We start from the raw sequence: 24478 nt of genomic DNA on the forward strand, positions 1-24478 counted from the left end.
TCTCGGCATCGCGGCCTGCGATCTGCCGGGACTTGATGCCAGCACGAATCGCGCAAGCGTCTGATTCCAGCGGCAACTTCCATCCCCACAAACCGGCTTAAAGGCTGCGGCTCACGAGGCGTCTGTGCGACGTTACCGGGCTGACACGAAACTGTCATGCGACTGTAATAATCGAAGGCTATTGGCCTCAGCGGGCGCCGGTTTGAAGAGGGCGCCAAGAGACCATCTTCCGAACAGGAGCAGGCCACATGAAGAAATTCCTCGTTACGGCATCGGCCGTGGCGGTAGCGTTCGCCGCATCGTCCGGTGTCGCCGCTGCGCGTGACCAGATCCAGGTCGCCGGTTCGTCGACCGTGCTGCCTTACGCCAAGATCGTCGCCGAGCAGTTCGGCGAAACCTTCACCAACTTCAAGACCCCGGTGGTCGAGTCCGGCGGCAGCGGCGCCGGCATCAAGGAGTTCTGCAAGGGCGTCGGCGAAGACACGATCGACATCGCCAACTCCTCGCGCCCGATCAAGAAGGACGAGCTGAAGTCCTGCGCCGACGCCGGCGTCAAGGACGTCCAGGAAGTCCGCATCGGCTATGACGGCATCGTCTTTGCCACCGACATCAAGGGTCCGGACTGGGCGCTGGTTCCCGCCGACATCTACAAGGCGCTCGCCGCCAAGCTGGTGGTCGACGGCAAGCTGGTCGACAACCCGAACACCAAGTGGAACCAGGTCAATCCGAAGCTGCCCGACTGGGATATCGCCGCCTATATCCCGGGTGAGAAGCACGGCACCCGTGAAGTGTTCGAGACCAAGCTGCTCGACGCCGGCTGCGACAAGGCCGCTTTGAAGGCTGCCGGCATCGCCGACGACAAGGAAATCGGCAAGACCTGCATCGCCATCCGCAAGGACGGCAAGGCTGTCGACATCGATGGCGACTACACCGAGACGCTGGCCCGCATCGACTCCAACAAGACCGGCGTTGGCGTGTTCGGCCTCGCCTTCTACGAGAACAATGCCGACAAGCTGAAGGTCGCTACCGTGGAAGGCATCGTGCCTTCGACGCAGACCATCGCCGATGGCACGTACCCCGTGTCGCGGCCGTTGTTCTTCTACGTCAAGAAGGCGCATCTGGGCGTCGTTCCCGGCCTCAAGGAATATGTCGAGTTCTTCCTTGATGACCAGATGATCGGCCCGGAAAGCCCGCTCGCCCAGTACGGCCTGGTTTCCGCTCCCGACGCCGAACGTCAGGGCCAGCGCGACGCCTTCGCCGCCGGAAAGACAATGTAATCAACCGACCGGATCAGGGCGCGGACCAAATCCGCGCCCTGATTTCGCCGCTTGCCGCAACGGCGGCGGCGATCTGAATTTTCCCTGGGGTGGGTGATGTCGTCCTTGCTCGTACTCGCCATAGTCATTGCCATAGGCGTGGTCGCTTTTGTGATCGGCCGCCAGCGCGCCGCGGCGCAGGATACCGGCAAGGTCAAGCCGCATTCGCGCGCGCATTATCATGGCTGGTGGGCCTTTCTGATCGCGGTCCTGCCTGCCGTCCTTTTGCTCGCCGTCTGGGATATCGGCTCTTCCTTCTATCTCGACCGGCATATCCATGCCGCTTTGCCCGAGCGCACCGCCGACACAAAGGTGGCCAGCGAAGCGCTCGACGCCAGCCTGGTGAAGAGCCTGGCCAAGGGCCTGCGCCGGCTCGATGGCGATACCGCACTTCCCGCTACTTTCGCCGAATTGCAGCCGCTGCTCGCCGCCAAGGGCGTGGCACTGGCCAGCGACACCCAGGACTATATGATTCCGATCGCGGTCGAGGCGAACCAGGTCCAGGACCGGCTCGGCCTGTTCAGCGCCGTGCTGACCTTCGCGCTGTCGGTCGCCGGCGCCTTCTATGCGCTGAGGCAGATCGCGCCGCGCGCCAGGGCGCGCAACAACGTCGAGAAGCTGATGCTGTGGGGGCTGCTTGCGGCCTCGACCATCGCCATCCTGACCACGGTCGGCATCGTGCTGTCGATGCTGTTCCAGACCATCACCTTCTTCGAGAGCGTGTCGCCGATGAGCTTCTTCTTCGGAACGGTGTGGGATCCGCGTTTCGCCGCCGCCGGTTCCGGCGGCAGCCAGGGTCAGTTCGGCCTGATCCCGCTACTGGCCGGCACGCTCTACATCGCCGCCGTTGCGCTTCTGGTCGCAGTGCCGGTCGGGCTGATGTCGGCGGTCTACATGTCCGAATACGCCTCGCGCAGCGTCCGGTCGGTGGTCAAGCCCGCGCTTGAACTGCTGGCCGGCATCCCGACCATCGTCTACGGCATCTTCGCCGTGGTCACGCTCGGACCGTTCCTGCGCGACCTCTCGGCAGCCCTCACCGGCGGCTCTCCCTTCATCCAGGGCCAGAGCATCTTCACCGCCGGCCTGGTGATGGGCGTCATGCTGATCCCGGTCGTGTCCTCTTTGTCCGACGACATCATCACCGCGGTGCCGCGCGCAATGCGTGACGGCTCGCTCGGCCTCGGTGCCACGCGCTCCGAGACGATCAAGCGGGTGATCCTGCCGGCGGCACTGCCCGGCATCGTCGGCGCCATCCTGTTGACGGCGTCGCGCGCCATCGGCGAGACGATGATCGTCGTGCTGGCGGCGGGCGTCGCCGCCAATCTGACGGCCAATCCGTTCGAGGCGATGACGACCATCACCGTCAAGATTGTCAACCAGCTGACCGGCGATCTCGAGTTCAACTCGCCGCAGACGCTGGTCGCCTTCGCGCTCGGCCTGACGCTGTTCGCGCTGACGCTGGTGATGAACATCGTCGCCCTCTACATCGTGCGCAAGTACCGGGAGCAGTACGAATGACCGACATCCCCCTGGACACGATGGCGGGTGCCGTCGCGCGTCCGCGCCGCGACATCGGGCTGAAGGCGCGCTATGCCGCCGAACGCCGGTTCCGCATCTATGGCGTGATTGCGATCTCGGTGGGCCTGGCGTTCCTGGCCATCATGCTGATCACCATCGTCTCGAAAGGCTACACCGCCTTCTGGCAGACGACCGTGACGCTGCCGGTGACCTTCGACGAGAAGGTGATCGATCCCTCCGGCAAGCGCGCCACCGACCCTACCGTGCTGATCAAGGCGAACTATCCCAAGCTCGCCGAAAACGCGCTGGTGGCCAAGCTCGGCATCGATCCGGCCAACAAGCCGATGATGCTGAAGCTCAAGGGCTTCCTGTCGGAAGGCGCCCGCGTCCAGCTGCGCGACATCGTCTCCGCCGATCCGTCGGTGATCGGCAGGACGCGTGACGTCGACATCCTGGCTGCCGCGAACCTCGACTCGGCCTTCAAGGGTCAGATCGACCTCGGCGTCGATGAAGCGCGCCGCAAGGTGTCCAACCAGCAGATCGACTGGATGAACAAGCTTAAAGCCGACGGCGTGATGGCCGAGCATTTCAACACCGGCCTGTTCACCTATGGCGCCTCCAGCCGGCCCGAAACGTCGGGCATGGGCGTGGCGATCATCGGCTCGTTCTACATGATGGTGATCGTGCTGTTGCTGGCGCTGCCGATCGGCGTCGCCGCCTCGATCTATCTCGAGGAATTCGCCAAGAAGAACCGCTTCACCGACCTGATCGAGGTCAACATCAACAATCTCGCGGCGGTGCCGTCGATCGTCTTCGGCCTGCTCGGCCTTGCCGTGTTCATCAACTTCCTCGGCATGCCGCGCTCGGCTTCCTTCGTCGGCGGCCTGGTGCTGACGCTGATGACGCTGCCGACCATCGTCATCGCCACGCGCGCCGCCCTTGCCGCGGTGCCGCCGTCGATCCGCTCGGCGGCGCTCGGCCTCGGCGCCTCCAAGATGCAGATGGTGTTCCACCACATCCTGCCGCTTGCCGCTCCGGGCATCCTTACCGGCACCATCATCGGCCTGGCGCGTGCGCTCGGCGAGACAGCACCGCTGCTCTTGATCGGCATGGTCGCTTTCGTCGCCGATTATCCGACGACGCCTTTCGATCCGGCGACCGCGCTGCCGGTGCAGATCTATATGTGGGCAAACGAGGCTGAGCGCGCTTTTGTCGAGCGCATGTCCGGCGCCATCATCATCCTGCTCGTCTTCCTCATGGCCATGAACATCACCGCGATCGTGCTTCGGCGCCGGTTCGAGCGGCGCTGGTAGAAAAAAGGCAATTTGGTATGAACATCATGACCGAACAGTCCCTTGAAAATGCAGTGGGCGACAAAATGAACGCCAAGTCGAACGAAGTCATCAAGATGCGCGGCGACAAGGTCGGCGTCTTCTACGGCGAGAAGCAGGCGTTGTTCGACGTCAATCTCGACGTCCGCCAGAACCAGGTGACGGCGCTGATCGGCCCGTCCGGCTGCGGCAAGTCGACCTTCCTGCGCTGCCTCAACCGCATGAACGACACCATCGATTCGGCGCGGGTGACCGGCAAGATCACGCTCGATGAAGACGACATCTACGACAAGAACATCGATGTCGTCGAACTGCGCGCACGCGTCGGCATGGTGTTCCAGAAACCCAATCCGTTCCCGAAGTCGATCTACGAGAACGTCGCCTACGGCCCGCGCATCCATGGGCTGGCCAAGCGCAAGTCCGACATGGACCAGATCGTCGAGCAGAGCCTGAAGAAGGCGGCGATCTGGAACGAGGTCAAGGACCGCCTGCAGGAGCCCGGCACCGGCCTGTCCGGCGGCCAGCAGCAGCGCCTGTGCATCGCGCGCGCCATCGCCGTGTCGCCGGAAGTGATCCTGATGGATGAGCCCTGCTCGGCGCTTGATCCGATCGCCACCGCCCGTGTCGAGGAGCTGATCGACGAACTGCGCCAGAACTACACGATCGTCATCGTCACCCATTCGATGCAGCAGGCGGCGCGCGTGTCGCAGCGCACGGCGATGTTCCATCTCGGCTATCTCGTCGAGGAGGGCGCAACCGACAAGATGTTCACCAACCCCGACGACAAGCGCACCCAAGATTACATTACCGGCCGCTTCGGCTGAACCTTCCGGCGGGTGAATTTCAGGCACGAGGACCAAGATCATGGGTGAACATACCGTCGCCTCCTTCGATGAAGAGCTCGGGCAGATCAGCAAGCTGATCCGCGACATGGGCGATCTGGCAGGCTCGATGGTCAGCGGCTCGACCAGGGCGCTGCTCAATTCGGACAATGCGCTGGCACAGCGTGTCGTTTCCGACGACGCCATCATGGATGCGCGCCAGCGCGAACTGGACGACCGCGCCATCACGCTGATCGCCAAGCGCCAGCCGATGGCCAACGATCTGCGCGCCGTGGTCGGCTCGATCCGCATGGCCGGCGACCTCGAGCGCATCGGCGATCTCGCCAAGAACATCGCCAAACGCGTCGGCACCGTGGGCTTGAGCGTCACGCCGCGCGACCTCTCGCACTCCATCGATGCCATGGCGCAACTGGTGCTGATCCAGGTGCAAGGCGTCGTCGAGGAATATGCCGCCACCGATGCGGCAGCTCTTGCAAAACTCAGGAATGACGACGAGCGCATCGACGTCAAATACACGTCCGTGTTTCGTGAGCTCTTGACCTACATGATGGAAGACCCTCGCAACATCACCGCCTGCACGCATCTCTTGTTCTGCGCCAAGAATCTTGAGCGCATCGGCGATCATGTCACCAACATCGCCGAAAATGCGTATTATGTGCTGACCGGCCAGCAATTGCCCGCCAATCGTCCGAAGCAGGACGAGACGGCGATGGCCACGCCGGCCTGATGAGGGTGAACTGCCTATGATCGCGCCACGCATCATGGTCGTGGAGGACGAGGAGCCACTAGGCGTGCTCCTCCGCTACAACCTCGAATCCGAAGGCTATCAGGTCGAGGTGGTGACACGCGGCGACGAGGCCGAGATCCGCCTGCAGGAAAACGTGCCCGATCTCCTGGTGCTCGACTGGATGGTGCCGGCTGTTTCCGGCATCGAGCTCTGCCGGCGGCTTAGAGTGCGGCCCGAAACCGAGCGGCTGCCGATCATCATGCTGACCGCGCGCGGTGAGGAAAGCGACCGCGTGCGCGGCCTGTCCACCGGTGCCGACGACTATCTGGTCAAGCCATTCTCGACGCCGGAGTTCATGGCGCGCGTGAAAGCGCTGCTGCGCCGCGCCAAGCCGGAAGTGCTGTCGAGCGTGCTCAAGGTCGGCGACATCGTGCTCGATCGAGAATCGCACCGGGTCTACCGCAAGAAGAGCGAGATCAGGCTCGGACCGACCGAGTTCCGGCTGCTCGAATTCATGATGCGCCATCCCGGCCGCGTGTTCTCGCGCAGCCAACTGCTCGACAATGTCTGGGGCGAGACGATCTATATAGACGAGCGAACCGTCGACGTGCATGTCGGGCGGCTGCGCAAGGCCGTCAACAACGGCCGCATGCCGGATGTCATCCGTACCATTCGCGGCGCCGGCTACGCTATTAGGGAAGACTAGGATGCTGCGCGTCGCGCCGTTGCCGGCCATTCAGGCGACATGCTTGCCGGATTTCGCCTGAATGCCCGGCGCGAAAATCTCCTGGTCGACGAAGCCGAGCGCGCGCATGGCGCAGCCTTCGCGGATCAGCGGCAGCTCGTTGGGCTCGGTGTCGAAGGAGATCGATTTCGAGTGCTGGCCGCCGGCGGTCTGGGCGATCGCTTCGCGCAATGCCGGTTCGATCAGGTCGAAGGCGGCGGCGCTGACGCCGACCATGGCGACGGGTGCCGGATCGATCAGAGCAAACAGGCTGCCGAGGCCGAAGCCGAGCGCCTCACCGGCCCTGCGATAGGCTTCGCGCTCCGGGCCATCGGTTTCGCGGGCGCGCGCGGCGAGTGCGCGCATATCAGCGTCGCCGATATCGACCGGCTCGGCATCCTCGCCCATCATTTTGGCGCTGCGCCAGATGGCGTAGTTTCCGGCATAGGCCTCGACGCAGCCGCGCCGCCCGCAGCGGCAGAGCGCGCCGCCCGGACGGTGGATCATGTGGCCGAACTCGCCGCCCGAGGAATGGGTGCCGGTGAACAGTTCGCCTTTCAGCACCAGTCCCATGCCGATGCCGTGCGACAAGAGGATGGCGATAAAGTTGTCGCGGTAGCGCTCGGGCTGGCGCCATTGCAGCGCCACCGCCATCATATTGCAGTCGTTCTCCATGGTGGCCGGAATGCCGAATTCCACTTCCAACATGTCGGCGAAGGCAATGTCGGTCAGTGGCGTGATTGGCGACCACAGCATGGCGCGCGCCTGCGAATCGGTGATGCCCTGGATGCCCATGGCAATGCGGGCGATGCTCTGGACATCGAGGTCGGGATCCTCAAGCCGCCGCCGGACGATTGCTACGCATTCGCCAATCAGCTCGTCGCGCGGCTTGGTCAGCGTGTCCAGCCGGCGCTGTTCCTCGGCGACGACGTGGCCGGCATAGTCGATGACGGTGACGGACAGGAAATTGAGCGACAGCACGACGGTCATCACCGCCGCCGCTTCCGGGTTGAGGCCAAGGCCGACCTGCGGCCGGCCGCGTTTCAGTGCGCCTGTCTCGCCAGGTTTGCCTTCAATCAGGACGCCTTCTTGAATCAGATCAGACGAGATTGCCGATATGGTCGAGTGGCTGAGGCCGGTGGTCGCCGCAATCTCGGTCCGCGACGGCTGGCCGGCCCGGCGCACGGCCGAAATCACCATGGCACGGTTGCGACGGCGCAGATCGTCGTGGCGGATTCCAACCGACATTTGTTTCCTCCCGGCCTCCTCGCGCCTCATGATAGTGAAGGCGTTCGACGGCACCAGCCAAATATTGGCAGACGCCGGCAGCCCTGTCATTGTTTATTGCGGACCTCGAAAAAATTCGGCAAGGCCATCAGAATCCATCAGAATCGATGTTGACAGCGCCTTATCATTGAACCAGTATTTTTTCGAGGCTCGAAAAAATAGGGCCTCTGTGTGCCGGCCCTCGGGCCAGTTTTGTCGCGCCGCACGCGGCGCAGGGAGGATTATGATGAACAGATTTGCAGCCGCCATGCTGGCGGGTGTCGCCATGTCGCTGGCGCTGATGTCGGTCGCGCAGGCGAAGGACAAGGTCATCGGCGTGTCGTGGTCGAACTTCCAGGAAGAGCGCTGGAAGACCGACGAGGCGGCGATGAAAACGGCGATCGAGGCTGCCGGCGACAAGTACATTTCGGCCGACGCGCAGTCCAATCCCGGCAAGCAGCTGACCGACGTCGAAAGCCTGATCTCGCAGGGCGCCAACTCGCTGATCATCCTGGCGCAGGACGCCTCGGCCATCGGCCCGGCGGTGCAGAAGGCGCTGGACGAAGGCATTCCGGTCGTCGGCTATGACCGCCTGATCGAGAACAAGGACGTCTTCTACCTGACCTTCGATAACAAGGAAGTCGGCCGCATGCAGGCCCGCGAAGTGTTCAAGGCGAAGCCCGAAGGCAACTATGTCTTCATCAAGGGCTCGGGCTCGGATCCGAATGCCGATTTCCTGTTCTCGGGCTCGATGGAAGTGCTCAAGGAAGCCATCGACTCGGGCAAGATCAAGAATGTCGGCGAGGCCTATACCGATGGCTGGCTGCCGGCCAATGCCCAGAAGAACATGGAACAGTTCCTGACCGCCAATGACAACAAGGTCGATGCCGTGGTTGCGGCCAATGACGGCACCGCCGGCGGCGTTGTCGCCGCGCTGACGGCGCAGGGCCTTGCCGGAACGGTTCCGGTCTCCGGCCAGGACGGCGACCATGCCGCTCTGAACCGCATCGCGCTCGGCACGCAGACGGTGTCGGTGTGGAAGGACGCGCGCGAACTCGGCAAGAACGCCGCCGAGATCGCCTCGCAGCTTGCCGATGGCAAGAAGACGGGCGACATTGCCGGCGCCAAGGACTTCACCACGCCTGGCGGCAACACCGTCAAGTCGCTGTTCCTGACCCCCGTCGCGATCACCAAGGACAACCTCAACGTCGTCATCGACGCCGGCTGGATCAAGAAGGACGAAGTCTGCACGGGCGTCGCCGCCGGCAGCGTCGCGGCTTGCAACTGATCTCGACGACTTGAAGAAATGAGGCGCCGCGGCTGTCAAGCCGCGGCGTTTTCTCTACGAGAATTGTGTGTTTCCGCCATCGGCGGCAAACTTCTAGGCTGTGGTCCGGCATCCGCGCCAGACGGCAAGCCGCTGGAGGACATCATGACCGACACGACCTCAAATCCGCAGGCCGATACGGCACGAGCGTCTGAACTCGGCGCGGTCGCCCGGTTCCTGAAAGCGACCGAGCTCGACACGCGCATGCTCGGCATGGTCGGCGCGCTGCTGGTCATCTGGGTCGGCATACATATCCTGTCGGGTGGGCTTTTCCTGACGCCGCGCAATCTTTGGAACCTGTCGGTGCAGACGTCCTCGGTCGCGATCATGGCGACCGGCATGGTATTGGTCATCGTGATGCGCAACATCGACCTTTCGGTGGGCTCCGTCGAAGGCGTGATCGGCATGATCATGGGCGTGGCACAGGCCGAATTCCTGATTCGCGTCATCGGCTTCCAGCTTGGAAACCCCTGGCTCTGGATCGTCGCGCTTGCCGCCGGCGTGGTGCTTGGTCTGCTGATCGGCGCGTTCCAGGGCTTCATCATCGCCTATATGCAGGTTCCGGCCTTTATCGTGACGCTTGGTGGCCTGCTGGTCTGGCGCGGCATGGCATGGCTCATCACCAGCGGGCGCACGGTCGCGCCACTCGACGCCACCTTCCAGCTGATGGGCGGCGGACCACGCGGCTCGATTGGCGCCGCTGCCAGCTGGATCGTCGGCATTGTCGCCTGCGCGGCGGTCGCCTTCGCGCTGCTCAACGGTCGCTCGCAGCGCAAGCGCTTCAGCTTTCCACTGCGCCCCGTCTGGGCCGAGACCTTGCTTGGCGTGGTCGCTTGCGCGGCCATCCTCGGCGCCGTGTGGATCGCCAATTCCTATCCATGGCCGATCGGCATCGTGCGCCAGTACGCACAGCAGAACGGCATCACCGTTCCCGAAGGCGGGCTGTTCATCGCGCATGGCATCGCCATACCGGTGCTGATGGCGGTGATTGTCGGCATCATCATGACGTTCATCACCAAGCGCACGCGTTTCGGCCGCTATGTCTTCGCCATCGGCGGCAATCCGGAGGCAGCGGAACTCGCCGGCATCAACACGCGCTGGGTGACCATGAAGGTGTTCATGATCATGGGTGTGCTGGCTGCAATCAGCGCGGCGATCTCGTCGGCCCGTCTCAATGCGTCAACCAATGCGCTGGGCACACTGGACGAGCTTTTGGTGATCGCGGCCGCTGTCATCGGCGGCACGTCGCTCGCGGGCGGCGCCGGAACGGTGATGGGCGCCATGCTCGGCGCGCTTCTGATGCAGTCGCTGCAATCCGGCATGGTGCTGCTCGGCATCGACTCGCCGCTGCAGAGCATTGTCGTTGGCGCTGTCCTGGTCATCGCCGTCTGGCTCGACACCGTCTACCGCAAGCGCGTCTAGGGAGGAACGATTATGGAAAAAACGGCTCCCACCGGTACGCCACTGATCGACATGCGCAACATCTCGATCGCGTTCGGTGGCATTCGCGCCGTCGACGATGCGTCCATCGATCTTTTCCCGGGCGAAGTGGTGGCGCTGCTTGGCCACAACGGCGCCGGTAAGTCGACGCTGATCAAGATCCTGTCGGGCGCCTACAAGCGCGATGCCGGCCAGATCTTGGTCAACGGCCAGGAGGCCTCGATCTCCAATCCGCGCGACGCCAAGAAATACGGCATCGAAACGATCTACCAGACGCTTGCGCTGGCCGACAATGTCGACGCTGCCGCCAACCTCTTCCTCGGCCGCGAACTGATGACCGCGTGGGGGACACTCGACGATGTCGCCATGGAGGCCGAGGCGCGCAAGGTGATGGGCCGGCTCAATCCGCGCTTCCAGCGGTTCAAGGAGCCGGTAATCAAGCTGTCGGGCGGCCAGCGCCAGTCGGTGGCGATCGCACGCGCCATCCTGTTCAACGCCCGCATCCTGATCATGGACGAACCGACGGCCGCGCTTGGGCCGCAGGAGACGGCGCAGGTCGGCGAACTGGTCAAGCAGCTCAAGGCCGACGGCATCGGCATTTTCCTGATCAGCCACGACATTCACGACGTGTTCGAGCTTGCCGACCGAGTCTGCGTGATGAAGAACGGCCAGGTCGTCGGCACCGCGCGCACCACCGATGTGACCCAGGACGAAGTGCTCGGCATGATCATCCTGGGAAAGTGCCCGCCCGGCGCCATTCCCGGTCCGGGTGCGCTGAAGATCGCGGCCTGAGACCACGCTATCGTCAGCTGTCATGTTCACTGATGCTCGAGATCGATAAGCCGGCTAAATATGCATGATATGCCAGCTGTCATTATGGCTTAGCCGCGCCATTGTCTTGCCGCGGCGACTTGCCCATAAAGGTCCCGAACCGTCCATGGGCCTGCGTTGAAGAAGTTTTTCCCGATCCTTGCCTTCATTGCCGTTGCACTGATCAGCCTGACGATGGCGGGCTTCGCCTATTTCGCGACCCAGGAAGCGGCGCGCATCAAGTTCGAGGCGACGGCCGACGACGCGCTCAACCGCATCGAAAGCCGTATCGATCTGCATCTGTCACTGCTGCGCTCGACGCAGGCGCTGTTCGACGCCCGCAATGGCGAGATTTCAGGTAGCGAATTCAAGGCCTTCTTCAGCGCCCTCGATGTCGATAACAATTTCGCCGGCCTGCGCGGCATCGGCTATCTCAGGCTGGCCAAGACCGGTGACGAAGCGGCGGTCGAGCGCGACATGTTGCGCGACCGCGGCGCCGCCCACACGGTCTATCCGGACACGACACAGCCATGGCGCACGCCCGTCGTGCTGTTCGAGCCGCTCGACCCTGCCAACGAATCCACCATCGGCTACGACATGTTCACCGAGCCGGTGCGGCGCGAGGCGATCGAAAAAGCGATGGCCGATGACGCACAGCACGCAAGCGGTCTGGTCCAGCTCGGCCAGGACACTGGCGCGGCGCAGACCTTTACCGGTTTCCTGGTCTTCGTCAGGCTCAATGTCGAAACCGCGCCGGATGGTATCAATGCGTCCAGATCATCGACATCAGGCCTTCTCTACGCGGCCTTCCGCGCCCGCGACCTGTTCCAGACCGCGCTCAGCCGCACGCCTTTGCTGCCGGTCAACACCGCGGTCTATGACGGCACGGCCGACGCCGACAATCTTCTGTTCCAGTCGGAAACGCCGCCGGTTGCGAGCTTTGGCGACAGGCTGTTGGTGACGCGCAAGATCATCGTCGCCGGTCGGCCGTGGACGGTGCTGTTTCGGCCGACAAGTGCATTTTCGCAACCGTCCTCGCGCGCCATTCCGGTCATGCTCGGGCTGTTCGGCCTGCTTCTGGCCGGGGCCATCGCGTTGGTGGCGCGCTACCAGGAGCGCGCCTACGACGCCAAGTCGCTGCTGCATGAAACGACGGAAAAAAGCCTGCTCGAAAAGGATTTGATGCTGCAGGAGATGAAGCATCGGATCAAGAATTCGATCACGCGGGTGCTGGCGATTGCGCGCCAGACGGCAGCGCAAGCAACCGACGTGAAGGAGTTCTCAACTTCCTTCTCAGCCCGCCTGCAGGCAATGGCGGCTTCCCAGGATATGCTGACGCGTTCGCGCTGGCAGAAGGCCGATCTTGGCGACCTGCTGCGCATCGAGCTCGGCCAGGTGTTCGGCAAGGAGCTTCCGGAAGGGATATTGTCAGGGCCTCAGGTGCTGCTCGACGAGAGGACGACGCAGGCGCTTGGCCTGACCTTTCACGAACTGGCGACGAATGCGCTGAAATATGGCGAGGCCGGCAATTCCGTGGGTGCGCTCAAGGTCGACTGGTCGTTCGAGGGGCGCGGGTCCGAGCGGATGCTGGTTCTGAACTGGCGCGAGGCCGGGCAGAAGGAACTCGAAGCGCCGGCGAAGACCGGCTTCGGCACCAAGCTGATCGACCTCAATGTCACGCGCGAATTGCGCGGCACGATTGCCCGAGATTTTCGCATCGATGGGCTTACGGTGGAAATCAGGATCCCGCAGCCTGATGCAGTCAAACAAACGGAGACCGGCTGACCGGTCTCCGTCGCGATTGTCTGACGCTTTTGAAGCGGATCAGCAGCGAGCGGTGTAGAGCCGGCCGCGATTGTCGCGATACTGGCAATAGCCGTTGCGCAGGTTGCGCACCAGCAGGCCGGAACCGGCGCCAACGGCTGCGCCGATCAGCGCACCCTTGCCGCCGCCGATCAGTCCGCCGGCCAAAGCACCGACACCGGCGCCGACACCGACATCCTGCTCGGTCGTGCTGCAGCCGCTGACGGCGACCACCGCAACCATGGCAATAATCAATTTCCGCATAGAATCTCTCCTCACTTTTGTCCTCACTTTAGTAAGCTCCAGCCGCTATTTAGCACGAAACAGCAGCCTTTGCCCGCTCGATCTTATTGTTGGCTAAGAGAGTCTTTTTCGCGGCGCGTGGCGTTCGACGCGACCACGACACTGGAAATCTGCAAAGACGCGTCGAGGGTGCCGTCCGGGCGCACGTTCCAGACGATCTGGTCGTAATCATCCTCCAGCGCGGGGTCGACCGTAAGACATTTGGCAACGACGTGCTCGGCCTGACCCTGCACGTCGCCGGCAGCGAATGGACGTTCTGCCGTGCATGCTTCGGCGGTTTCGAAAACACTGACCGGCACCGGCAGTTCACGGCATTCGGTCATGTTGTTCGAACAGCCAATTACCAGAAGCAAAGCGGCGATGTGTTCCACGGCGACACGTCCTCTCGCCATAAGAACGGTCCACAGCCGTCAAAGTTCCTGTGCCGAAAGGGGCGTTAATAATTGGTCGGCTACGAGCTGGACAGTTTCTGAGCCAGGCTGCTTGGGAGCAGCGTGAACCTGAGCATCTGGCTCAGACCAATTGCGACGCCACGATCAGCACAACAGCGGCGACGAGCGCGACAGCGGCGACGCGAAGCAAGGGATGCCAGGCGTGCTGCAAAGGCGAGGCTGAAGCGTCAGGATCCTGAAAGCCGCTCATCGACACCCGGGCGGCCTGCTCCAGCCTGTTCATATCGGCAACCGTCATGATCATTCCTCCCATACTCGCGTTGCAGGCTGCGGCCGAAACATCGGTTGAATCGGTCAAGATCCAGCAATCTCTGGGAACCACAGCATCGGATTTTATGGTGAACAGCCGGTTAAGGAATCCCGCCGCTCATTCGGTTTCGAAATTGCCGTGCGGAACGACGAGGCGATATTCGAGGCGGTCACTGGTGATCTCCAGCGTCGCCGTGCCGTTCAGCGATGCCGGCACGACACGTTCGAGGGCAACGCTGCCGAAGCGTTTCTCGGTGCGCCTGTTATCATTGGCGACAATGGCCTCGACCCAGGTCAGCGACAAAGCCGGCTTGTCTGCGGCCTCTGCGACGTTCGACAGATCGGCGGTTACCTCGACAAAGCCGTCCGGCCGCGCCAGGGCGCCGTAGCTGAATGAATTGACGGCGAGTTCGTGCATTGCCAGTCCAATATGAATGGCCGCGTTGGGATTGAGGTAGGGGTTGACGCCATTGAAGCGCAGGCTCTGCGCGGGATCGGCGCCGTAGCGAACGACCTGGCCGCGGATAAGCTCGCGAAGTGCTGCACCCCGCCAGTTCGACGACGTTACCAGATCCTGGGAGGAAGCCAGTGACTGCAGGCGGCCGCGAAAGCGCTTCAGGAAATCGTCGGGTGTCTCGGAATAGCGGCCGGTCTGGGTGGCAATACTTTGGATGATGGCCAACAGGTTCTTGGAGCGGTGGCTGACTTCGCGCAACAGCGTCTTCAGCGTCTGTTCGCGGCGTTTCTGCTCGGTGGTTTCCACCATCGTGGTGACGACGCCCTGCACGTCGCCGCGATGGCCCCGATCGGCATCGACCCATACCTGGAACCAGCGCATGCCATCACCGGTGGGAACACTCAGTTCAAGGCGTTCCGGATTGCCGCAAGCGATCACATTGCTTTTGGCGGCGGCGATTTGCTCAGCTTGCGCCGGTGGCAGCGCGCCGTTGCTGTCGGCTGTGTCGGAAACCCACGGCGCACGCATGTTGCGGGCCCATACAGTCTTCAATTCACGATCCTGATAGAGGACGGAAATGCCGGCATTGTGCAGAGCGTGAAGCAAGGCGCGGCCAAGCTGCATTCCGCTTTCAGCCGGGTGCAGTGCGATCACCTCGTCGCCCTGTCCGCTCTCGCCTCCGCCAATAGAACGCATCAATCACCTGTCCACCTGATCAGGACCGAACGATTCACTTGGACTCAGTTCCTGAGTAGGTCCCCAGAAAAGGTCCGCCGGACGATGTCCCGTTGGAGGACATCGCCCGGCGGTGGCTGGAAACCGTTTGAGGGGTGCGGCTTCCAGTGTTCGCCCGCTCCTACGATGCCCGTCTGAACAGGCCGGCCAGAAGCGAGATGACGAGGAAGGCGAGAAAGATGAAGAACAATATTTGCGCGATACCGGCCGAGGTACCGGCGATGCCGCCGAAACCAAGCGCGCCGGCGATGATCGCCACGACGAGAAATACGAGCGCCCAGTAGAGCATGATCTGTCTCCTTCCGATACTGAATCAAGAACGTGAGTGATTGCTGTTTGTTCCACCATTTGCCGAAAAAGAAGGTCTTTGGAAGAGGCCGGATGCGAGTTGATTCACGCGCGTGCGCCCCATACGGAGCGCCGGGCAGCCGCCGATCGCCGGGCTAGGCGATCGCCAGTGCCGGCAACGCTGCGAGGCGGCGAAAAGTTGGAGATTGAAGGCCCTACTTCACGCGGCGGCCTTGGCCTGCCGGTCGAAGAACAGCGCTTGGCTGATCAGCGCCTTGACCATGTCGGGATTGAACGGCTTGGTGACGAGGAAGGCCGGTTCAGGCCGCTCGCCGGTCAGCAGACGTTCGGGGAAGGCGGTGATGAAGATTACCGGCACCGAAGTCGACGACAGGATTTCGTTGACCGCATCGATACCCGAGCTGCCATCGGCAAGCTGAATGTCGGCCAGCACCATCTTCGGCCTTGTCTTGCCGAACATCGCCACCGCCTCGGTATGGGTGCGCGCGGTTCCGACCACGTGGTGGCCGAGGCTCTCGACCATTTCCTCGATGTCCATGGCGATCAGCGGCTCGTCCTCGATGATCAGCACATCGGTCGCCACCTGGCGAGAGATCTCGTTGCTCGCCTGGGCAAGCAGTTCGGAGAATTCCTTGGCGTCGACATCGAGAATTTCAGCTGCCTCGTCTTCACCGAAGCCTTCGACCGCGACCAGCAGGAAAGCCTGGCGTGGCCGTGGCGCAATGGCGTTCAGATTGGCGGCGGCGCGCTGCTCCCATGCCGATTGTGCCTGCTCCTGCGGAACGCGGATGGCAATGGAGGTGAACAGTTTGGCGAATACCTTGTAGAGCGCGATGCGGTCGCTTGACGCTTGCGGGAAGATGTCGACGTCGGCGATGATGGCTTCGAGCATCGCGGCGACCAGCGCATCGCCACTCTCCTGCGATCCGGATACGGCGCGTGAAAAGCGGCGCAGGAACGGCAGGTGCGGAGCGATGGTTGCGGAAAGGCTCATGGTAGACGTCTCCCTCAGATGACGTGATTGCATAGATTGCAGGTCGAGCTGATTGCAAGCCCCAACACCCAAACGCGGGTTTTGCGAAAAAGTTCCGAGACTTGTGGAACGAAACCGTACGGGCGACGTTTGTGGTGCGATGGGCAACCAGACGAGGGGGCCGCTTTGCGTTGTGTAATGGGGCGGCTCGGGGCGCTGGATTTAAGGGCGAAATGAAGGACATGAATAAAGAAACGCTGGCTGGCGCCGCTGACAGGCGCCGGGCCAATTCCGGCGACCCGCTCGGGGCGAATTCGGAAATCGGCCGCAAACTCAAACAATATTATGACGAGCTGGTCTCGGACAATGTGCCGGATCGCTTTGCCCAGTTGCTCAGCCAATTGGAAAAGGCCGAACCTGCACAGAAGAAGGACTGAGGCATGGCAGCTGTCTCACAAGGGTTCAAGACCGACCTGCTCGGCTCGATCCCGAGCCTGCGGGCCTTTGCCGTGTCGCTGACGCAGAATGCCGACAAGGCCGACGATCTGGTGCAGGAGACGCTGGTCAAGGCTTGGGACAAGCATGAGAGCTTTCAGCCCGGCACCAATCTCAAGGCATGGCTGTTCACCATCCTGCGCAACGAGTTCTATTCCCAGATGCGCAAGCGCGGCCGCGAGGTGCAGGACAGCGACGGCATCATGACGGCCAGGCTTGCCGTTCATCCGGCTCAGCACGGCCAGCTTGACCTCAAGGATTTCCGCGGCGCGCTCGAGCAACTCCCCGAGGACCAGCGCGAAGCCATCATCCTCATCGGCGCTTCAGGCTTTTCCTATGAAGAGGCCGCCGAAATCTGCGGCTGTGCGGTCGGAACGATCAAGAGCCGGGTCAGCCGGGCCCGCACGCGGTTGCAGGAGATCCTCAAAATCTCCGGCGAAGACGAATACGGGCCGGACGCGATCTCGTCCCAGGTGACGGGTTCAAACGCTGCCTGACGGCGGAGGCCCCGTTTGCGGGCCTGGGCTCTTTACACATACGCATCGAAGATATCTCAGACTGGCGCGCGGCCGCAGGCCGCCGCCAGAGCCTCGACGAGATCGGTCCCCGAATAAGGCTTGGTGACCAGGCGGATGCCGGGAAAAGACCCTTTGATCTCATCGGGGTCCGAATAGCCGGAGGCAAAGACAAACGGCAGGCCCCATTGGCGCAGCCGCGCGGCGAAATCGAGTGTGGACGTTCCGCCCAGCATGAGGTCCACGATAGCGGCGTCGAACTCGCCAACGACCTTCTGCTCATCGATCTCGGCCAGAGCGCGGGCAATCACTACGTCGCTCGCGCCATGGTCGCGGCAAAGCTGCTCGACATCCATGGCGATCAGGAATTCATCCTCCAAGACAAGAATTCGCAATCCCTCAAGCAATGGCGGCACTTGGCAATCTCTCCTCAATTCTTGCAGCATCGGGTACAGTGACTCCAGTCAACCGCATCGCGGACCTTGGGGGGATCGGTCAGGCCTTAATCCGAAAAGTTCGCCCACCGGCTCTACTCCAAAAGCGAGCTTCGAATTCGCCTCAGTGGAGTGTAGCGAGTCATGATCGCTATTTGCCATCCTGTCATTTAAAAAAGACATGCCATCGGCAGCGGAACCGCGGCCTTGCAAAGGCGTAGCACTCAGTCTCTGGCAAGAGACTTTCGAAAGAGGGATCGAAATGTCTGGCCAGAATGGTCGTTCGTTTTCCAGCCGTCAGTACCCATGCGAGATCTGCCCGCTTCGGCCATTGCCGGTGTTCCGGGAATTCGAGAAGCAGGAGCTTGCCTATGTCAGCATGTTCAAGAAGGGCGAACTGGCCGTCGACAAGGGCGCCACAGTGCTGGTCGAAGGCAGCCAAAGTGCTCATCTCTACACCGTGCTTTCGGGCTGGGCCTTCCGCTACAAACTATTGTCGGACGGCAGGCGCCAGATCCTGAACTACTCCATGCCCGGCGATCTTATCGGGCTGCAGGGCAGCCTGATGGGCGAAATGCAGCACTCGGTCGAGGCGCTGTCGCCCATGCTGTTGTGCGTCTTCGAGCGTGAAAACCTGCACGAGCTCTACCGCAACCATCCGGGCCTTGCTTACGACATTACCTGGCTGGCGTCGCGCGAGGAGCGCATGCTGGACGAGAACCTGCTCAGCGTCGGTCGGCGCACGGCGGTCGAGCGCACCGCCTATCTCATTGCCTTCATCGCCAGCCGCGCGGCGGCAGTCGGGCTCAACGGCAAGGCGCCGGTGCAAATCCCGATTACCCAGCAGCATGTCGCCGATACGCTCGGCCTGTCGCTGGTCCACACCAACAAGACGATCCGCAAGCTCATCGATCGCAAGCTGATCGCCTGGCGCGACGGCGGTTGCGAAGTGATCGACGGGGAGGGGCTGAAGGATCTCGCGCGCTGGGAGGGCCTAAGCGAAGGCCGTCGGCCGCTGATCTGACAGGCAGGCCTCCATCTGGGGCTGGACTCGCACTTGCAAACACCCTTTCATGGATACGGTCTCCGATTTCGGAACCATGACGTGTGTCGGGCGTTTGAAGCCAAGCAAACGCAAGGAGTTTAGAATGGCAACTGCCGCAGGAAAAACCGCCAACGAAAGTCAGACGAACGCCGACCTGGAAGCCGACATTCGGCAGTTGAAGGCGGATATCGAAAAGTTGACCAAGCAATTGGCCAAGACCGGCGAACATGGTTACGGCACGGCGCGGCGCGCTGCTGCCGAAGGCGTCGACCAGTTGCGCGCGCAGGGCGAAGCCGTCTTCGACAGCCTGCGTGGCAACGCCAAGGATCTTGAGGCCCAGATCACGGCCAATGTGCGCGAGAAGCCGGTCACTTCACTGGCGATCGCGGCCGGCGTCGGCTTCCTGTTTGCGCTTCTTGCCCGGCGCTAGTTTCGACAGAGATGGGCATGCTGGCACCGCTTATCTCGGCCTTGGCCTCGGGTGAAGCCATTGCCGCCATGCGCCGCGCGCGCACGGCGGCAATCGTCTACGGGCTCGCCGCCGTGGCTGCCCTGTGCGGCCTCGGGTTTCTCCTGGGGGCGGCCTACATCTGGGCGGCTGACCGTTATGGCTCGATGGCCGCCTGTCTTGGCTTCGCCGCTGGTTTCCTGGTACTGGCCGGGCTTATCGTGCTCATTCATCAACTTGCGGCTGGAACGCGTGCACGCCGACGTGCGCGAAGGCGCAATGCCGACCTGAAGGCGCTCGGTATCACCGCGGCGCTTGCCGTGCTGCCGGCCTTGCTCAAGGGGAAAGGCGGGAAGGGCGTCATTCTCGGCCCGATGATCGCGCTCGCGGCCTATGCCATCTACCGTGAGAACGTCAAGCCGGATCCGGGCGATCCAGACAGCGAAGCCGACTAAAGCGCGTCGCGCTGATACGCTGTTCCCGGGAAAACCGCTTCGCACTTCTGAAATTGCTTTAAGCCGGCAGATCTTCAAGCGGCATCGATATTTCGGCGAACACGCCTTCGCTGCGGAATTCGTGGGTCACTTCGCTCGATAAAACCTTCGCGAGGCTGCGGCGGATCAGGATAGAGCCGAAGCCCTGGCGTTCCGGCGGGTCGACTTTCGGCCCACCGCTTTCGCTCCAGGTCAGCACAAGGCGGCGCGCGCCTTTCTTGCCCGCCGCCTTCCAGTCGACATCGACCTTCCCCGAGCCAACCGACAGCGATCCGTATTGCAGCGCGTTGCTGGCCAGTTCGTGCATGATCAGGCCGAGCCCCACCGCCTGGTCAGGCGAAAGCAGCAGCTCCGGACCGGAGATCACGATGCGCGGCCGTTCTGCCGAATCGAACGGCTTGACCTCGATCTGCATCAGTTCGCGAATACCGATGCCGCGCCATTCGCGATCCGACAGCAGGTTATGGGCAGCGCCCAGCGCCTGCAGCCTGGCGCCGAAGGCTTCCAGGAATTCGCTTGGGCGGCGAGCGTGGCGAACGGTCTGCGTCGCCAGCGCCTGCACCGTCGCCAGCGTGTTCTTGACCCGATGGTTGAGCTCACGCAGCAGCAGCCTTTGCCGGTCCTCGCCGAGCTTGCGTTCCGAGATGTCGTAGTTGACGCCAAAGATAAGCGTCGGCTTGCCTTCGCCGTCGCGCTCGATGACGCGGCCGCGGGTGACTATCCAGCGCGGCGGATCGAAGCCTTTGACCCGGTATTCGCCGAAATAGTCGTCGCTGCCGGTCAGGGCATCGCGAAAGCGCGTCTCGGTCTGGTAGACGTCGCGCGGGTCGATGGCGGCCAAAATGTCGCGCGCCCGCAGCCGGTTCGAACGCGGCAGGTTGAACAGCTCCGACAAACGCACGTCGCATTCGATCATGTCGGTGCGGATATCCCAGGCCCAACTGGCGAGCGAGGCGGCATCGAGCGCTATGGCTCGGCGCTTTTCCTCCTGCGCCAAAGCAGCCGTGGCAATGGCGCCGCTGCGGGTGGCGTCCTTGAGGGTAAACAGGCTGGCGGCGAGGCTGGCCAGCGATTTCAAATGATCGAGCGCGGCAGCGGACGGAAGTTCATGCGGCTCCCGGTCGAGTACGCACACCGTACCGACGCGCGCGCCGGCGACCACCATCGGCGCGCCGACATAAAAGCGGACATGGTGTTCGCCGGTGACCAGCGGGTTGCGGGAGAAGCGAGGGTCGATGCTGGCATCCGGCACCACCATGGGCTCGTCGCCGGCGGCAATGGTATGGGCGCAGAACGATATGTCGGTCGCGGTTTCGGTCTCGTTGAAGCCGACACAGGATTTGAACCACTGTCGTTCGGTGTCGAGCAGCGTGACGAGCGCGATCGGCGCCCGCATCACGGCGGCGGCAAGGCCGGTGATGCGATCGAAGTCGGGATCGGAGTCGGTGTCGATCGCGTCAAGCCCGTGCAGTACGGCAAGCCGCTCCGGCGCCGCCACGGCGCGGCGGACCTCAACCGGCAAACCAGCCTGCTTCGCCACCTTGCTATCCACCAAGCCCCCTCGCTTGCAGGCCCCACCCGCGGTGGCGCGCACCTTGCGCGGCCGTCGCGCGCCGGAACTTTTGTAGCAAGCAATCGTTACCCCACCATGTTTCGCCGGCGATGGTTTTATCCACCATCCCGGTTGCACGACGGGAACGCCGCCAATGACTAAGATCGCCCCTGAAAACAAAGCCCGTCAGGGGCGCTGGGGCTGGCACGGCCTGCGCATATTGGTCGCCGCGTTGCTCCTGGCTTTCATTGCTTGGGGAGCGGCCGAGATTTATGGCCAAAAGATAGATCCAGATACCCCTGAAAGCCAGGGGCAGCCCACCGGCCAGACCGCGCCGGCCAACCAGAGCGCGCCAGCCGGCGAGGGGCAGTCGGGCGGCTAGGGTTTTCCTCGTCATTCGTAATCGCATCAGGCGGCCTTTGCCTGGGCGGCTTGCGCCGGAACCAGGACGTTCAGTGCGCCAGGGTGGATCTGGATTGTCGTTTCACGCTCCAGCTTGACCAGTTCGCCGTCGATGACGGCGCCGAATTTCTTGCTCCCTGTATGGATTTTCACGATTGCCTTGTCGGCCTGATGGGTTTCGACATGGTCGCTGTCGCGCCACCTGCCTCGAGCCATGTCGAAGAGCGCCCTGACCAGCTCGCCACGCTGCCGCGCCACGGTTACATAGATGCCGAGCACGCCGCCGGCAGGATTGTCGGCATAAGGCAGATGGCCTTCGCCAAACAGATTGTTGGAAATGCCGATGCCGCTGATGCGGGTCACGATTTCGGCTTCGCCGACCGTCAATGTCACCTTCATGGCTGGAGGATTGTTGATCGTCGTCCAAGCGGCCTTGGCCGAGGCGCGAATCTTTCCCAGGCGCGAGGCGAATTCCATATTGTCGCGCAGCTTCACCATCCTGGCGTGCAGGCCGATCGAGAACTGATGCACGAACGGCCGGCCATTCGCGCTCGCGATATCGACCGCCATGATCTCGCCGTCGGCAAAGGACTTCAGCGCGCCATCGATGGTCTGCGGAATTCCAAGGCCGCGGGCGAACAGGTTCATTGTTCCTGCAGGCAGGACGGCCAGCGCCTTCTTGCCATTCATCAGCCGCCCCGCGGCGGCCGAAATGGTGCCGTCGCCGCCACCGGCCAGCACGACGTCGAAGTCGCGCCGCGCGGCGACCTTGTCGAGCGCCGCGACAATCTCCTTGCCGGCGACGATGTCGATCTCGATGGAGTGACCAGCCGCCTCGAGCGTCTGGCGCATCCGGTCGGTTAGCGCTGAAAGATCGGTGGTCCGCAAGGTGCCGCCGTCCCGGTTCAGCACCGCTGCAAATCGCATGCCCCACTCCGTATTATTTTTAGCGGCCGGAATGCCAGCCGCAGGCTGAAACGGGCAAGCTTGGCAAAGGTTCCATCGGCCGGGCGGGAATGTCGGGCGATTCCGCGGACTTGCCCAGGGTATTTCGATGCTCCCGTTTTTTCGGAACAAGCGCCTTGTCACAACGTTGTGATCCCATTGGAGGCGCCGCCTTCGGTCTCCCGGCAAGTGGTTTGCCGATTGCGGCGCGCACGAGATCACGCAAGAGGAGACTTAATCATGATCCGCACACTGTTCGCGACGACCGCACTCGCAACGCTGATCGCTACCGGTGCGTTTGCGCAGTCAACGACGACCCCGGCGACGACCCCAGCGCCGGCTGAAGCCCCTGCCACCATCGCGCCGGCGCCGCAACAGGCCGACGGCGCGCTGATGACCAATGTCATCGGGGAGTCGGTGTACAATGGCACTGGCGACGATGCGCAGAAGATCGGTGACGTCAGCGACGTCGTCCTCGATGAAAACGGCCAGGCGAAATCCGCCATTATCGGCGTTGGCGGCTTCCTCGGCATAGGCAGCAAGAACGTCGCCTTCGACTACGGCAAGTTGCAATGGGTCGAGAGGAATGGTGATCGCTGGCTCGTCGCCGAGACGACGAAAGAAGCGTTGACGGCGCTGCCCGACTTCGACCGTAAGCCCTACGATCCGGCCCCGGCGCCTGCTTCCACGGCGCAGAACGACCCGCAGAAGCCGGTTGATCTCAACGCCGCGCCGTCAGAACCGGCGGTGAAACGCGCTGACGGCAATCTCGCAACCAACATCATCGGCGAGAATGTCTACAATGGCACTGGCGACGATGCCCAGAATATCGGCGACGTCAACGACATCGTGCTGACCAAGGATGGCAAGGCGCAGTCGCTGGTGATCGGCGTCGGCGGCTTCCTCGGCATGGGTGAAAAGAACGTCACCTATGATTTCGCCAAGGCACGGTGGGCCGAAAAGAACGGCGATCGCTGGCTGGTGGCGCAGACGACCAAGGAGGAACTGCAGGCGCAGCCTGATTTCGACCGCAAGCCCTATGATCCGGCGCCGGTGACGACAACCTCCGACGCAACGCAGCCGACTGCTCCCGCTGCCCCGACGGCCGTTGCACCGGCTGACAATGCTCAGCCAGCGGACAAGACCGCGGAAGCTCCGGCCGGTACAAAAGCCACCGATCCGACGCAAACGGCAGCGATCGACAAGTCGACACTGACCGAAATGCCGGTCGGCAACATCAGAGGCGACGACCTGAAGGGCACCACCGTCTATGGCGCCAACGACGCCAAGGTCGGCGAGATCGGCGACGTCGTGCTCACGCCCGACAGCAAGCCGGATGCCGTCATCATCGATGTCGGCGGCTTTCTAGGCATCGGCGCCAAGGAGGTCGCGGTCGGCATGGACAAGCTCAAATTCATGACCGACAAGGACGGCAACAAATATCTCTACACCAACTTCACCAAGGAGCAGCTGCAGGCGCAGGCTGCGTATGACAAGGGCAGCTATGCCGAGAAGCGCGACCAGCAGCGGATGATGGTACAGTAAGGGAATAGGCAGTAGGGATTA

Annotated in this window: 27 protein-coding genes; 17 read left to right on the forward strand and 10 right to left on the reverse strand. The window is 62.7% G+C overall.

Features of this window, described 5'->3' with window-relative positions:
- Positions 1-248: 248 nt before the first annotated feature.
- The 6 genes from NKL04_RS28385 (at position 249) to phoB (ending at position 6440) form a co-directional block, all read left to right on the forward strand.
- Positions 249-1277 carry a substrate-binding domain-containing protein gene (locus NKL04_RS28385; protein ID WP_023670113.1) on the forward strand — a complete coding sequence of 343 codons (1029 nt, stop codon included), beginning with the start codon at positions 249-251 and terminating at the stop codon, positions 1275-1277.
- Between the two features lie 96 nt (positions 1278-1373).
- Positions 1374-2834, forward strand: coding sequence for a phosphate ABC transporter permease subunit PstC (gene pstC, locus NKL04_RS28390; protein ID WP_023701343.1), 1461 nt, complete (start codon positions 1374-1376; stop codon positions 2832-2834).
- Complete coding sequence (pstA, locus tag NKL04_RS28395) at positions 2831-4147, forward strand: phosphate ABC transporter permease PstA (RefSeq protein WP_023701344.1); 1317 nt, start codon at positions 2831-2833, stop codon at positions 4145-4147. Before pstC ends, pstA begins: the two co-directional genes overlap by 4 nt.
- A 17-nt stretch (positions 4148-4164) precedes the next feature.
- Positions 4165-4989: a phosphate ABC transporter ATP-binding protein PstB gene (gene pstB, locus NKL04_RS28400; RefSeq protein ID WP_023670110.1), complete on the forward strand. Its 825-nt coding sequence runs from the start codon at positions 4165-4167 to the stop codon at positions 4987-4989.
- A gap of 40 nt (positions 4990-5029) precedes the next feature.
- Positions 5030-5734, forward strand: a complete 705-nt coding sequence (gene phoU, locus NKL04_RS28405) for a phosphate signaling complex protein PhoU (RefSeq protein WP_023670109.1) — start codon at positions 5030-5032, stop codon at positions 5732-5734.
- Positions 5735-5750: 16 nt separating this feature from the next.
- Positions 5751-6440, forward strand: a complete 690-nt coding sequence (gene phoB / locus NKL04_RS28410; RefSeq protein ID WP_023822590.1) for a phosphate regulon transcriptional regulator PhoB — start codon at positions 5751-5753, stop codon at positions 6438-6440.
- 30 nt (positions 6441-6470) lie between these two features.
- On the opposite strand, the gene NKL04_RS28415 is transcribed toward phoB, so the two are convergent.
- Positions 6471-7706 carry an ROK family protein gene (locus NKL04_RS28415; protein WP_023706295.1) on the reverse strand — a complete coding sequence of 412 codons (1236 nt, stop codon included), beginning with the start codon at positions 7704-7706 and terminating at the stop codon, positions 6471-6473.
- 265 nt (positions 7707-7971) lie between these two features.
- Between NKL04_RS28415 and xylF the strand changes: the two genes are divergently transcribed.
- The 4 genes from xylF to NKL04_RS28435 all read left to right on the forward strand — a co-directional run bounded on the left by xylF (position 7972) and on the right by NKL04_RS28435 (position 13086).
- Positions 7972-9012, forward strand: coding sequence for a D-xylose ABC transporter substrate-binding protein (gene xylF / locus NKL04_RS28420; RefSeq protein ID WP_023683968.1), 1041 nt, complete (start codon positions 7972-7974; stop codon positions 9010-9012).
- Between the two features lie 144 nt (positions 9013-9156).
- Positions 9157-10473, forward strand: a complete 1317-nt coding sequence (locus tag NKL04_RS28425) for a sugar ABC transporter permease (protein WP_023701346.1) — start codon at positions 9157-9159, stop codon at positions 10471-10473.
- Positions 10474-10485: 12 nt separating this feature from the next.
- Positions 10486-11283: an ATP-binding cassette domain-containing protein gene (locus tag NKL04_RS28430; RefSeq protein WP_023693682.1), complete on the forward strand. Its 798-nt coding sequence runs from the start codon at positions 10486-10488 to the stop codon at positions 11281-11283.
- A 156-nt stretch (positions 11284-11439) separates the two neighbouring features.
- On the forward strand, positions 11440-13086 hold the full coding sequence (locus NKL04_RS28435) for a CHASE domain-containing protein (protein ID WP_023670103.1): 1647 nt from the start codon (positions 11440-11442) through the stop codon (positions 13084-13086).
- A gap of 39 nt (positions 13087-13125) precedes the next feature.
- Here NKL04_RS28435 and NKL04_RS28440 read toward each other — a convergent pair whose 3' ends face one another.
- The 6 genes from NKL04_RS28440 to NKL04_RS28465 all read right to left on the reverse strand — a co-directional run bounded on the left by NKL04_RS28440 (position 13126) and on the right by NKL04_RS28465 (position 16603).
- Complete coding sequence (locus NKL04_RS28440; RefSeq protein WP_023670102.1) at positions 13126-13368, reverse strand: YMGG-like glycine zipper-containing protein; 243 nt, start codon at positions 13366-13368, stop codon at positions 13126-13128.
- 83 nt (positions 13369-13451) lie between these two features.
- Positions 13452-13778: a hypothetical protein gene (locus NKL04_RS28445; RefSeq protein ID WP_023670101.1), complete on the reverse strand. Its 327-nt coding sequence runs from the start codon at positions 13776-13778 to the stop codon at positions 13452-13454.
- A gap of 142 nt (positions 13779-13920) precedes the next feature.
- Positions 13921-14097, reverse strand: a complete 177-nt coding sequence (locus NKL04_RS28450) for a hypothetical protein (RefSeq protein WP_023683964.1) — start codon at positions 14095-14097, stop codon at positions 13921-13923.
- A 129-nt stretch (positions 14098-14226) separates the two neighbouring features.
- Positions 14227-15261, reverse strand: a complete 1035-nt coding sequence (locus NKL04_RS28455; RefSeq protein WP_023701347.1) for a sensor histidine kinase — start codon at positions 15259-15261, stop codon at positions 14227-14229.
- Positions 15262-15421: 160 nt separating this feature from the next.
- The gene (locus NKL04_RS28460; protein WP_023670098.1) at positions 15422-15589 is read right to left on the reverse strand and encodes a DUF1328 domain-containing protein; all 168 of its coding nucleotides are present in this window, start codon (positions 15587-15589) and stop codon (positions 15422-15424) included.
- Positions 15590-15808: 219 nt separating this feature from the next.
- The gene (locus NKL04_RS28465) at positions 15809-16603 is read right to left on the reverse strand and encodes a response regulator (protein WP_023670097.1); all 795 of its coding nucleotides are present in this window, start codon (positions 16601-16603) and stop codon (positions 15809-15811) included.
- Between the two features lie 212 nt (positions 16604-16815).
- Between NKL04_RS28465 and NKL04_RS28470 the strand changes: the two genes are divergently transcribed.
- Both NKL04_RS28470 and NKL04_RS28475 read left to right on the forward strand, forming a co-directional pair.
- Complete coding sequence (locus tag NKL04_RS28470; protein WP_023670096.1) at positions 16816-17019, forward strand: NepR family anti-sigma factor; 204 nt, start codon at positions 16816-16818, stop codon at positions 17017-17019.
- 3 nt (positions 17020-17022) lie between these two features.
- Positions 17023-17574, forward strand: coding sequence for a sigma-70 family RNA polymerase sigma factor (locus NKL04_RS28475; RefSeq protein ID WP_023670095.1), 552 nt, complete (start codon positions 17023-17025; stop codon positions 17572-17574).
- Between the two features lie 56 nt (positions 17575-17630).
- Here NKL04_RS28475 and NKL04_RS28480 read toward each other — a convergent pair whose 3' ends face one another.
- Positions 17631-18008, reverse strand: a complete 378-nt coding sequence (locus tag NKL04_RS28480; protein ID WP_023701348.1) for a response regulator — start codon at positions 18006-18008, stop codon at positions 17631-17633.
- A gap of 280 nt (positions 18009-18288) precedes the next feature.
- Between NKL04_RS28480 and NKL04_RS28485 the strand changes: the two genes are divergently transcribed.
- The 3 genes from NKL04_RS28485 to NKL04_RS28495 all read left to right on the forward strand — a co-directional run bounded on the left by NKL04_RS28485 (position 18289) and on the right by NKL04_RS28495 (position 19974).
- Positions 18289-19050 (forward strand): Crp/Fnr family transcriptional regulator, encoded by a 762-nt coding sequence (locus tag NKL04_RS28485; RefSeq protein ID WP_023670093.1) that lies wholly within the window; start codon positions 18289-18291, stop codon positions 19048-19050.
- Positions 19051-19174: 124 nt separating this feature from the next.
- A complete protein-coding gene (locus NKL04_RS28490) occupies positions 19175-19501 on the forward strand; it encodes an ElaB/YgaM/YqjD family protein (RefSeq protein WP_023670092.1) in 327 nt (108 codons plus the stop codon).
- An 11-nt stretch (positions 19502-19512) separates the two neighbouring features.
- Positions 19513-19974 carry a hypothetical protein gene (locus NKL04_RS28495; protein WP_023683962.1) on the forward strand — a complete coding sequence of 154 codons (462 nt, stop codon included), beginning with the start codon at positions 19513-19515 and terminating at the stop codon, positions 19972-19974.
- A 58-nt stretch (positions 19975-20032) separates the two neighbouring features.
- Here NKL04_RS28495 and NKL04_RS28500 read toward each other — a convergent pair whose 3' ends face one another.
- A complete protein-coding gene (locus tag NKL04_RS28500; RefSeq protein WP_502903370.1) occupies positions 20033-21553 on the reverse strand; it encodes a sensor histidine kinase in 1521 nt (506 codons plus the stop codon).
- 166 nt (positions 21554-21719) lie between these two features.
- On the opposite strand from NKL04_RS28500, the gene NKL04_RS28505 reads away from it, so the two are divergent.
- Positions 21720-21947: a hypothetical protein gene (locus tag NKL04_RS28505; RefSeq protein WP_023696424.1), complete on the forward strand. Its 228-nt coding sequence runs from the start codon at positions 21720-21722 to the stop codon at positions 21945-21947.
- Positions 21948-21973: 26 nt separating this feature from the next.
- On the opposite strand, the gene NKL04_RS28510 is transcribed toward NKL04_RS28505, so the two are convergent.
- A complete protein-coding gene (locus tag NKL04_RS28510; RefSeq protein ID WP_023701350.1) occupies positions 21974-22894 on the reverse strand; it encodes a diacylglycerol/lipid kinase family protein in 921 nt (306 codons plus the stop codon).
- 258 nt (positions 22895-23152) lie between these two features.
- Between NKL04_RS28510 and NKL04_RS28515 the strand changes: the two genes are divergently transcribed.
- Positions 23153-24457 carry a PRC-barrel domain-containing protein gene (locus NKL04_RS28515; RefSeq protein WP_023701351.1) on the forward strand — a complete coding sequence of 435 codons (1305 nt, stop codon included), beginning with the start codon at positions 23153-23155 and terminating at the stop codon, positions 24455-24457.
- Positions 24458-24478: the final 21 nt, after the last annotated feature.

It is taken from the genome of Mesorhizobium sp. C264A (assembly GCF_040324515.1).
Lineage (GTDB): Bacteria > Pseudomonadota > Alphaproteobacteria > Rhizobiales > Rhizobiaceae > Mesorhizobium.

Coding starts and splice junctions, on each gene's coding strand:
- NKL04_RS28440 (WP_023670102.1), bottom strand. CDS start 13,368: ATGCGGAAATTGATTATTGCCATGGTTGCGGTGGTCGCCGTCAGCGGC.
- pstC (WP_023701343.1), top strand. CDS start 1,374: ATGTCGTCCTTGCTCGTACTCGCCATAGTCATTGCCATAGGCGTGGTC.
- NKL04_RS28430 (WP_023693682.1), top strand. CDS start 10,486: ATGGAAAAAACGGCTCCCACCGGTACGCCACTGATCGACATGCGCAAC.
- NKL04_RS28415 (WP_023706295.1), bottom strand. CDS start 7,706: ATGTCGGTTGGAATCCGCCACGACGATCTGCGCCGTCGCAACCGTGCC.
- NKL04_RS28450 (WP_023683964.1), bottom strand. CDS start 14,097: ATGACGGTTGCCGATATGAACAGGCTGGAGCAGGCCGCCCGGGTGTCG.
- NKL04_RS28475 (WP_023670095.1), top strand. CDS start 17,023: ATGGCAGCTGTCTCACAAGGGTTCAAGACCGACCTGCTCGGCTCGATC.
- NKL04_RS28425 (WP_023701346.1), top strand. CDS start 9,157: ATGACCGACACGACCTCAAATCCGCAGGCCGATACGGCACGAGCGTCT.
- NKL04_RS28485 (WP_023670093.1), top strand. CDS start 18,289: ATGTCTGGCCAGAATGGTCGTTCGTTTTCCAGCCGTCAGTACCCATGC.
- NKL04_RS28455 (WP_023701347.1), bottom strand. CDS start 15,261: ATGCGTTCTATTGGCGGAGGCGAGAGCGGACAGGGCGACGAGGTGATC.
- NKL04_RS28465 (WP_023670097.1), bottom strand. CDS start 16,603: ATGAGCCTTTCCGCAACCATCGCTCCGCACCTGCCGTTCCTGCGCCGC.
- NKL04_RS28515 (WP_023701351.1), top strand. CDS start 23,153: ATGATCCGCACACTGTTCGCGACGACCGCACTCGCAACGCTGATCGCT.
- NKL04_RS28490 (WP_023670092.1), top strand. CDS start 19,175: ATGGCAACTGCCGCAGGAAAAACCGCCAACGAAAGTCAGACGAACGCC.
- NKL04_RS28460 (WP_023670098.1), bottom strand. CDS start 15,589: ATGCTCTACTGGGCGCTCGTATTTCTCGTCGTGGCGATCATCGCCGGC.
- NKL04_RS28385 (WP_023670113.1), top strand. CDS start 249: ATGAAGAAATTCCTCGTTACGGCATCGGCCGTGGCGGTAGCGTTCGCC.
- NKL04_RS28495 (WP_023683962.1), top strand. CDS start 19,513: ATGGGCATGCTGGCACCGCTTATCTCGGCCTTGGCCTCGGGTGAAGCC.
- NKL04_RS28505 (WP_023696424.1), top strand. CDS start 21,720: ATGACTAAGATCGCCCCTGAAAACAAAGCCCGTCAGGGGCGCTGGGGC.
- NKL04_RS28470 (WP_023670096.1), top strand. CDS start 16,816: ATGAAGGACATGAATAAAGAAACGCTGGCTGGCGCCGCTGACAGGCGC.
- phoB (WP_023822590.1), top strand. CDS start 5,751: ATGATCGCGCCACGCATCATGGTCGTGGAGGACGAGGAGCCACTAGGC.
- pstB (WP_023670110.1), top strand. CDS start 4,165: ATGAACATCATGACCGAACAGTCCCTTGAAAATGCAGTGGGCGACAAA.
- phoU (WP_023670109.1), top strand. CDS start 5,030: ATGGGTGAACATACCGTCGCCTCCTTCGATGAAGAGCTCGGGCAGATC.
- xylF (WP_023683968.1), top strand. CDS start 7,972: ATGAACAGATTTGCAGCCGCCATGCTGGCGGGTGTCGCCATGTCGCTG.
- pstA (WP_023701344.1), top strand. CDS start 2,831: ATGACCGACATCCCCCTGGACACGATGGCGGGTGCCGTCGCGCGTCCG.
- NKL04_RS28510 (WP_023701350.1), bottom strand. CDS start 22,894: ATGCGATTTGCAGCGGTGCTGAACCGGGACGGCGGCACCTTGCGGACC.